The organism is uncultured Eudoraea sp. (genome assembly GCF_947260015.1).
In the GTDB taxonomy this organism is placed as follows: Bacteria; Bacteroidota; Bacteroidia; order Flavobacteriales; family Flavobacteriaceae; genus Eudoraea.
The window spans coordinates 1-2,645 of sequence record NZ_CAMYOM010000086.1 but is presented as its reverse complement, the minus strand read 5'-3'; the positions used below and the strand labels follow the sequence as shown (position 1 = coordinate 2,645).

The 2,645-nt window shown below is 34.8% G+C and carries 2 protein-coding genes; both read left to right on the top strand.

Annotation, left to right across the window (positions count from 1 at the left end):
* Positions 1-182 precede the first annotated feature (182 nt).
* Positions 183-1,388, top strand: coding sequence for a serine hydrolase (locus Q0X66_RS15735; RefSeq protein ID WP_297708057.1), 1,206 nt, complete (start codon positions 183-185; stop codon positions 1,386-1,388).
* 265 nt (positions 1,389-1,653) lie between these two features.
* Complete coding sequence (locus tag Q0X66_RS15730; protein WP_297708055.1) at positions 1,654-2,397, top strand: hypothetical protein; 744 nt, start codon at positions 1,654-1,656, stop codon at positions 2,395-2,397.
* The last annotated feature ends 248 nt before the right edge of the window (positions 2,398-2,645 follow it).

The window sequence follows — 2,645 nt, the reverse complement described above, 5'->3', positions numbered from 1 at the left end:
AGACTGATGAATAAAGACCTTAGATAAAAAGCCAGTGTACAACAACGCATATGCAAAATAGCTCACTAAGCGCAAGAATTTAAAGCTTGCGCTTTTTTTACATTTATGTTACTTGAATAGTTGACGACAATTAAGATGCTACTTTTCATATACAAGACCGTTGTACACAATATTGACACAGAATGAGATACTTAAGAATAATAATCATGCTCTCCGTAATTACAGGTTGTTGCAAAAAACCAGAGATTAAGCAAATTAATCGAATAGACGGTTCAACAATAACAATAGCAGAATTGGAAGCTAATATTAAAAGCCTTATTGACTCAGCAAATGTGACGGGGTTTACCGTTACCATTTTTAACCAAGATACTGTCGCCTATCAAAAAGCATTTGGCTATTCAAACTTTGCCAAAAAAGATAGTCTAAAGATTAATCAGGTGTTTTATGGAGCTTCATTAAGTAAATCTGTATTTGGCTATATTGTCGCTCAGATTGCCAACGAAGGGCTCATTGACCTTGATAAACCTTTACACGAGTATTTAGACACACCTATTCCCGATATGCAATTTGACAGAGTTTGGAGAGGATTTCATAACCTTAAAAATGATGAGAGGTATAAAGATATAACGGCACGGATGTGCTTGTCACACACCACAGGATTTCCGAATTGGAGATGGGTTAGCAGAACAGGCGTATTTCAGCCTGAAGTAGAAGAAATTGAAATTTACTTTGACCCTGGAACCGAGTATAGTTATTCTGGAGAAGGAATTAGATTGTTGCAAATAGTTATTGAGAAAATTTTAGGGAAAGGATTGGAGCAATTGGCACAAGAGCGTGTCTTTGATCCTTTGGATATGGATATGACAAGTTATGTGTGGCAACAACGCTTTGAAAGCAACTATTGTTATGGACATACTACAGAAGAAAAAGTAATAGATAAAGACACCGAGGATGAAGCAGGAGCGGCAGGTTCCATGGAAACAACACCTGTTGACTACTCAAAATTTCTATCAAAAATAATTGAATTAAGCTCACATAATTCTGATGTTACCAATCTTATGTTTGCACCCAATATTCGGATTAATTCAAAGACACAATTCGGTCCAGAGTCACTTGAATCTACAAATGCAAATGATAGTATTGATTTGAGTTATGGCTTGGGATGGGGTATTTTAAAATCGCCTTATGGACAAGGATATTTTAAAGAAGGCCATGGAGAGGGCTTCCAGCATTATTCAATTATATTTCCTGAAAAACATCTTGGTATTCTTTTAATGTCGAATAGTGATAACGCCGAAAGTATATTTAAAGAAGTATTGGAATTAGGCATTGGAGATACATACACGCCTTGGTACTGGGAAGACTACATTCCATATAATATGAAATAGAAAATACTTTGTACAACAATGTATATAAAAAATAGGCGAAACAGCACTAAAATTAAGGCTTTGGCTCGTTTAAAAGTTTGTGTCTAACCGAAAGTATAGTGCTTCGAAATCGCCTGCTTTTCATATACTTAACGTTAGCGACAATTACCACCTACCCAGGAATTCAATTGAGAATTCAACAATCTAATGCAATAAATTTCGTTTATCAATTGATGCTATTTTTTGTGTTGAATAACTATTACTAATATTAATGAAAATCAATTTTATGAAAACAGCAAAAAAACGTTCAACGATTACACTAATGTTAATAGTGTTTTTCAGTTTAACATTTAACCATACTAAAGCTCAGTTAAAAACCCCAAGTTCGGTTTGGAAATATGAAAAAGGTACAGTAACTCTTATGGATGGAAATGAAATTGAAGGCTATATCTATATGGATATGATGAACCCTCAGCTATTTCAAAAAAGGGTTTACCTGATTGACGAGAAAACCTATGCGGCTTACAAAGCAGGGGAAGACGTACATAAAGACGCTGTGGTTTATGATGCCAGCGACTTGCAAAGTTTTACTCTTGAAAATGGTAAAAAATTCAAACAGGCAAAATATGCCAATCTATTTGCGAAAAGAAAGCAAGACCGGATACCTAAAAAGTTGATGCTTGAAGTTGCTACGGAAGGCGAGATTACCGTTTTTAAAAAATATCACCACACCCAGGGTATCGTTTCCTCCCACTTACCTGACCGGACGAAGGTTAGTGATGCCAAATATGTTGAATGGCAGGAAAATAACTTTGAAATTCTTGCCCAAAAAGAAGGAGAGGAGGCAAAAAATATGTCTTCCTTTAATATAAAGAAGCTTGTCGGCGATAATAGAACCGTTTTAACCAATTATGCTAAAAATAAATATGGTTTTAGAGATCTTTTTATAAAAGGACCTGTCTTTGAATCCAGCTTCCAAATGGATACGGTAGAGGCTTTCACCAGCATGGTGGAAGATTATAATAAATAAATAGAGTTAGAATTTATTACAAACTTTAGAAGAGAAGGCCAAAAAAGGTCTTCTCTTTTTGTTTTTTGAAAATAAGAAATTATATTTAATTAGATTATCCTACCTTCTACCATTTCCTTGATTAACTTATGTGAGGTTATATATTCTTCGAAAACAATAACAAAACCATTAATAAAAATAGATAAAAAGCTGCTAACGAAGGGTATAGTTCATCCCGAGGACTCGGGACGAAACCATACCCAAACCGT